Source organism: Mesorhizobium sp. WSM4836 (assembly GCF_055811815.1).
Genome location: NZ_JBVVQF010000059.1, coordinates 1 through 6349 on the forward strand (window position 1 = coordinate 1; position 6349 = coordinate 6349).

The 6349-nt window shown below is 55.0% G+C and carries 5 protein-coding genes; all 5 read right to left on the reverse strand.

Translation table 11 applies throughout. The annotated features are described in order from the left end of the window. Nucleotides 1–202: 202 nt before the first annotated feature. The 5 genes from AC0L2P_RS31900 to AC0L2P_RS31920 are packed head-to-tail and all read right to left on the reverse strand — an operon-like array spanning nt 203 to nt 5620. Nucleotides 203–988, reverse strand: coding sequence for a protein NO VEIN domain-containing protein (locus tag AC0L2P_RS31900; RefSeq protein ID WP_473507198.1), 786 nt, complete (start codon nt 986–988; stop codon nt 203–205). Between the two features lie 32 nt (nt 989–1020). Next, nucleotides 1021–2919, reverse strand: coding sequence for an SNF2-related protein (locus AC0L2P_RS31905; protein ID WP_473507199.1), 1899 nt, complete (start codon nt 2917–2919; stop codon nt 1021–1023). 2 nt (nt 2920–2921) lie between these two features. Further along, nucleotides 2922–4265: a ParB N-terminal domain-containing protein gene (locus AC0L2P_RS31910; protein WP_473507200.1), complete on the reverse strand. Its 1344-nt coding sequence runs from the start codon at nt 4263–4265 to the stop codon at nt 2922–2924. A 9-nt stretch (nt 4266–4274) separates the two neighbouring features. Next, on the reverse strand, nt 4275–4736 hold the full coding sequence (locus tag AC0L2P_RS31915; protein ID WP_473507201.1) for a BglII/BstYI family type II restriction endonuclease: 462 nt from the start codon (nt 4734–4736) through the stop codon (nt 4275–4277). Continuing rightward, nucleotides 4733–5620 (reverse strand): DNA-methyltransferase, encoded by an 888-nt coding sequence (locus tag AC0L2P_RS31920; protein WP_473507202.1) that lies wholly within the window; start codon nt 5618–5620, stop codon nt 4733–4735. Before AC0L2P_RS31920 ends, AC0L2P_RS31915 begins: the two co-directional genes overlap by 4 nt. Nucleotides 5621–6349: the final 729 nt, after the last annotated feature.

Genomic DNA, 6349 nt, shown 5'->3' on the forward strand with positions numbered 1-6349 from the left:
TTGCTCAACCCGCGCCATACGGCGTAAAACCCGCCGAGGCTCTAACTGCAGCCGGATGAAAATTCAGTGGCAGGTCAATGGCACGAGCAGCAGGGCTCGAACCTACGACCTGCGGTTTTGGAGACCGAGTAGCCTTCACATCTCGTTGTTTTGGGCGTCGGAGGCCTGTGGCATGCGCTTTTGAGCCCTTGTCTGATGCTTTCTAGAACGCTATTTCAAGTTCCGCCCACGAACCCTTTCCCTGATCTTGGGGCACGTGATGGGCTATGTCGGCGACCGTCAAAACTGTAAGTTCCTCTGCCGGAAGCTGCCAGAGATGGAAGATATAGGCGTCTCCATATTGAACCGCCGCCTTCCATTCACCGCGAGTGAGGATCATACGCGGGGGGTAACGCTGAGACGATTTCACTTCAATAAGGAGATTCTTCAGCCCGTACTCAGTGCGCTCGTATGACTGGAGATCATAACCTGCGGAATTGTCGTCAAGGGCGATCCAACGAGGCTCTTCGGATATCCCGAGCTTGTTCAACCGCTTCCGCTCGTACTCCAGGGATAATCGCTCGGCATGACGGCCTTGCGAGTTTAAGCGCTCGTCTTCGGCGGAACGCACCAATGAGGCGAATGCGTCCCACCAAGCGACAACGTCAGCATCGGGAATATCTTCGAAGAGACCTGCCGAGCGGAAAGTCTGAAGCTCGTCCTGTGTAAGGCACGTCGCTAAACGCTGCCGGCCGTACGGAAAGAATCTACACCACCAAGGACGATGCGCCTCAATCAACACGCCGAGGCCAGCGCGCAGGCCTTCAACAATATGCAAAAAATCTATCTCGACGGAGAACTGATCATGGAGACGCAAAGCGCCTTGGAAGTCTGCCGCCGCCAAATCAGCATCCAAGCGCTGCAAAGAATTTGCCGCTTCTTCAACAGGCGTGTTCGGATGATCGCGGAGATATCGGCGTAAGCCGATAAGCGCCGCGAATGCGCTCATTCGAAATTCCGGGATAACCCCTTGCGGAGAGCTCACTCACTGTCCTCGTCCGAGAAGTGAGCGCGCCCTTCCAAAACCTCGATCAGATCGCGCACGTCGTCTGGACTAATGTCCCACGCTATTGGGTCTTCGGAGTTTTCCTCGTCAAAGGCGATCTCATGCAGGTCGGGATCATCCAACAGTATCTGGAGAGCGCGGAGCTTTTGCCGCAACCGGTGGCTGACTGAATGATCGATGCAGCCCAAGCCCATAGGGGCAAGCGTCCTGTAAATGTAGATATTGGTTTCCACTCCGGGCTCAAGCCCCAAGCGGTGTATCCGGTCGATAGATTGTAGGTAGTGGGTCGTGATATAGCTGCGATCAAGATAGAGCGCATCATGGCATATTTTGTGGAGACTGATCCCTTCCCCCGCTGCCGCAGGATTCGCAATCATAACCATGCAAGACGGGTCCTCGTGGAAACGGCGGATACGCCCTTCTCTTGTGGTGGGGTCCGTCGGCTCACCGGTCGGAACTGCGCCATAGAGGCCGACGGGGTTGAGGTCAGCAAGTATCAGCTCCATCTGGGCGATTGTATCGGTGAATATCGTCCAAATAACTGACTTCCGCCCCCTCTTCGCGAGCGCTCTCGCGTGGTCCGCGACGGCCCTCATTTTAGTAGAAGGGCCTTCGGCAATCACCTGATCCAAAATGCCAGAATCCAGCCCCAAGGCATCGTCGGCAATGGCACGGAGCGCGAGAATGGGGTTCGCAGAAAGCTGCAGCAGCCGCATCACGGACCGTTTCGCTGCAGGCGCATCAAACCGGCCATCCAGCCCAAGCGTACTGACTTGTCGGAGAAATTCGTTCCTTACGATTCCGTAGAGTGCCATCTGACCCTCCGCCATCGGGACAGAGAGAAAGTGGCGATAGGGCTTGGGTAGACCGAGGTCCTGTTTCGTCGTCCGAACGTATAGCTCGCCAAGCACCTGCCTTGGTGGATCGCCTCTGCTGATCTGCAAGCCGAGCCCAGCGCCGGGCCACAAGAAGTCGAGCTGGGACTGGATATCCGATGGCTGCTGAGGCATTGGCGTTCCAGTAAGGATGTCGCGTCGGATCGGCAGCGGAGCCATATTGAGCAGCAGTGCTCCGCGTTGCGAGCCGAAGCCCGCCTTCATGCGATGGGCCTCATCGAGCACAAGATGGACCTTATTCTGGGAAGCGAAATTCGTGAGAATTTCTGCGTTTTGAATCATCAAATCGTAGCTGATAACGAACCGTGTCGAACCTGACGTTAGGGTCTTTTGAAGCGCATCTCCGGATGCGGTTATCACTGTGAACGGCTCGGCATTTGCATCTGGAGCGGAGGGTCGCACACACTCAGCGACAACTTCTCGCCAGGCAGGAAAAGATGCCTTTGGCCCGATCACGAGTAGTATCTGTCCGGGCTTCTTCGTCAGAATATGGAGCGCCAAAGTGACCGTCGTTTTTCCGGCGCCAGGCACTGAAAAATTGGCGCCATTTTCTAGCGACAACAGACGCTGGAGATCCCGAAGCTGGAACGATTTGAGCTTTCTCTCAAAACCCGCAGCCTCAAGCCGCTGTTCGATCTCCTCAATTGTAATGGCGAGCTTGAGGGAGCCTTTGGATTGTTGAACCTGCTTGAACTGCTGGACGAACGCAGCAAGGCGCTCGCGCGCATTGTCATCCTTTGGACTAAAGCGAAAATCCAGCGCCTTTTGTTGGCCAGCAAACTGCCCAACAATGGTCAGTACACCGGCCCACGTCAGCTCTATCGTGCCTGGACCGAATTGGTAATCCAGACCGAGGTTCAGCACAGCCTGCTGCAACCGCTCCCAAATGGAAGTTGACGGCGCACCCTCCAAGGCCAATCGTCCCGAGAATCGCACCGGAATATAGGTCACGCCAATAATGACGGGGGCCGATGTCACCGTCAGCTTCCGCTCGACGACGTATGGCCGGTGCCGTCCTTGATCTCCTGAAGTTTGCTCTTCAAGGCTGTGGCGCGGTGAACGATTTCATCGAGCTGTTTCTGTATCCCGGCATGAGTGTTGGGATCAGCCGTTGATAAATCAATTTCAGTCAACCGAGTATTTGCGTCTTGCGCGGCCCTCAAGGCGGCCTTCCCGACCTTGCTTGCCGCTCCTGAATCCAGGACCGTTTGGCACACGGCCTTAAGCTCGTCGAAAACCTCGTCCCGCCGCTGCGGATTGTCGAACAGGGCGAGAAGCGGCGCATAGTCGTTGGCGTGTGTTTCCCCGCCAAGGTCGATCTCCATCGACTCTTCGATCTCTCCATCAGCGTCTTCTTCTGGCTGTTCGTCTTCCACATCTAGGCGCTCGGCAAGCTGCGCGAGGACGTGTTCCGCCTTCTCTCCGAGTACCTTATTGAAGTTGTAAATCCGACCGCCGAGGCTGTCTCGATTGTCAAAAAGAAGCCACGCCATTCTCAGGTTGGCTTCGAGGAGCGGCCCCTCCTTACCTTTTAGGCGCGGGACGAGGTCGCTAAAGAACTGTTCGCCTCCCTTTTCGACCAGCCGATAATCGCCAGGCGCGCCGCACCAATCCCGCAGATATATCTCTGCATAATTTAGCGCACTGAGCGATTTCCGAATATCTCCAACCGACTTGCGACGCATATCAGCAATATCAGTTTCTTTTTTTGACTTTTTCTCTAATTGGCGTCGGATCTTGAGAGTCTCGTTGATCCAGCTATACGGAAGTTTAGTCTCCGGACGCTCTTGAAGCCGCGTTTCAATGTCATCGATCTGCTCCTCCGTAAGAGGTGGCAGAACCATACATTCCACCTCGGCAAAGGTCGGAAATTCCGCTTTTCGGTCGGCATAGAGTTCGCGCATTGCGGTGAGACGACGGTTACCATTGACGACGACGCCGGACGGCGTGATCATGATCGGCTCTGTTTGCTTAGTACGCTCAAGCTCCTCAATGATCGGTTTAACCGAACCGGCGGTCGCGTTGGCGAACCCCCGCAAAATGTTATGTTGAGCTTGCTGGGCCTCTTCATTGTCTTGACCTGCCTCAAAATAATTGACCGGCCCTTTTTTCTCGGCGATGTAAGCGAGTTGCTCCGTTTGCGTCCTGGCGTTAGCCATGCGGTACACCGGCAAATCGAGGGGGAGTCTAATGACCGGCAGCATCGTCCGCTGCCCTTCATAGACGTCGAACGTCGGCTGTTCTCCGCACACGGGCTTGACTGATAGCGATGCGATCAAGTCTTTGCGTTCGTGCGCCGGTTTCACGTTAACTTGGTACGGCATGCTTCCCCACTATTCAAAGCCGACGACAAGAAGTGGGAACGTGATGATCCGGTCGAATAACTGAACCTCGCCCCACACCCTCTCTACGCTCGCTACGTTTGATGCAATCAGAAGACCAGCGGACTTTGTAGGCACCGCTAACGCCGCCGCTTCGATCTTGCCTTGCTGATAAAGAAACTGGAGTTTCATCAGGTCGTAGATGGCCCGACTGATATTCCCAGTCTGAATTTGAAACGCGAGGTCGCGATATCTGCCAGTGACGGTCAGATCGAAGTTTGGATCAATGCGCACCCCGTGGGACCAACCGCTCGCTGACAGTTCACTGGAGATGTGGGCTCTTATCTTACCCGTGCACCCTGCGCCGACCGTGATGCTAGGGGCCTCAAAAAGGTCCGTAAGCCACTCAGCAAGTTCGCGCTTCTCCCACTCGGCTTGGCCGTTGTGAAGCGAGTAAGCGCCCGCGAATTTCATTCTTCTTCTTCTCTGAAAGGTGGCTCGTAAATGGGCTTGTTCATCGGGCGGACGCGCAGTTCCCCGCTTCGGTATGCCTCAACGCGCTCTTCGGCGATATCAACGTACTCCCGGACCACGTCACATCCATATGCATGACGTCCGTTCTTGATCGCGGCGATCGCGGTCGATCCAACCCCCAGATAGGGATCTAGGACGGAGTCGCCTTTGTTCGTGAGTGCCAGAACGAGGCGTTCAACCAGACCGACGGGAAATTGGCACGGGTGATCGGTTTTCTCGACGTGGTTCGATTTCACGTTCGGAATATCCCATACATCGGATGGGTTTTTTCCAAGCGGGTTACCGGATATCTTGCCTTTATTCGGCCCTTTGAAATGCTTCTTCTCCGGGTATTTCGACGGCACACGAATAGGGTCGAGATTGAACGTATAGTCGTCCGACTTTGTGAACCACAGTATAGTTTCGTGGCGGCCCGACAACCGCTTCTGGCAGTGCAAGCCGTGGCCAAACGTCCACACAATCCGGTTGCGCAGCTTGAGGCCGTGGTTTTTGAAAATCGGATAGAGAAGAATATCGAGGGGAAAAATCTCTCCGTCATCAATCCCATTCCCGACTTGCCAGCAGATCGACCCGCGCGGGTTCAAGAGGCGAACGGCTTCGGCGATCGTAGCGGACTGCTGTTCGATGTAAATCTCGTTTGAGGTGCGCTTCTCGTATTCCTTGCCTATGTTATAGGGAGGCGAAGTCACGATAAGATTCATGCTCGCATTCTTAAGTTTCCGCATAAATGTAAGATTATCTTCACACTCAATCATTGCCTGCGGTTCACCGCGGCGAGGAAAATGCAGGACCTGTGGTCGCGTGATTTTTGTGTGGGCGGTCATGTTTTACTTTTACTTCCTGAAAGAATGAGCTAGTAGACGAGTTTATACTCCTTCGAGCGAAAGATCCAGCCATAGGCGAAATTTTCCATAGGACCACGCTCCGCGCGAATCATTCGTTCAGATGCAATGAGGGAGCTTAGCTACTCGAATGCCAGGAGCCAAATGCCGAGGATTCCTTGCCCGTTCCTCGCTGCGGACAAGAAGGTAAAGCCAGATTGATTTTCTCCACACGTCAGGGCTGAGAGCGCCCAAGATGGCAGAGATGAGTGCGAAAAGATTGGCGGCCTGCTGTCCTGCAATCCCGTTGCATAGAAGTGGAAGGCAGCCTTTCGAGAGTCCGCGGCTCAGATGGCTTGTTCAGCCGCTCGCAATTCGGCCGTGACGTCGACGAGGCCTGGAATATCCCAGACCGAGTCCCGCAGCATGAATCGCCAGGCTTTGACGCAATCAACGTACGTCGCACGCTGCTCGACGAGTTCTATGAAATGATGGCCGCCCGCGTGACGCGGAACTTGCCATCGAGAAGGACAGCCGCAAGCCGGTCAAATGGCTTGTCGGGCCGCCGCTTATCTGTTTCACGTTTGGAGTGCCGTCCGGGGAGGGGCTGTTAGTTCGAACGGTCGCGACATATTGCCTCATATCCCGACTGACGGTGACCTGCCACTGAATTTTCATCCGGCTGCAGTTAGAGCCTCGGCGGGTTTTACGCCGTATGGCGCGGGTTGAGCA

Excerpts from the sequence above, each read along its gene's own strand:
- AC0L2P_RS31900 (WP_473507198.1), bottom strand. The coding sequence starts at position 988 with ATGAGCGCATTCGCGGCGCTTATCGGCTTACGCCGATATCTCCGCGAT.
- AC0L2P_RS31910 (WP_473507200.1), bottom strand. The coding sequence starts at position 4,265 with ATGCCGTACCAAGTTAACGTGAAACCGGCGCACGAACGCAAAGACTTG.
- AC0L2P_RS31915 (WP_473507201.1), bottom strand. The coding sequence starts at position 4,736 with ATGAAATTCGCGGGCGCTTACTCGCTTCACAACGGCCAAGCCGAGTGG.
- AC0L2P_RS31920 (WP_473507202.1), bottom strand. The coding sequence starts at position 5,620 with ATGACCGCCCACACAAAAATCACGCGACCACAGGTCCTGCATTTTCCT.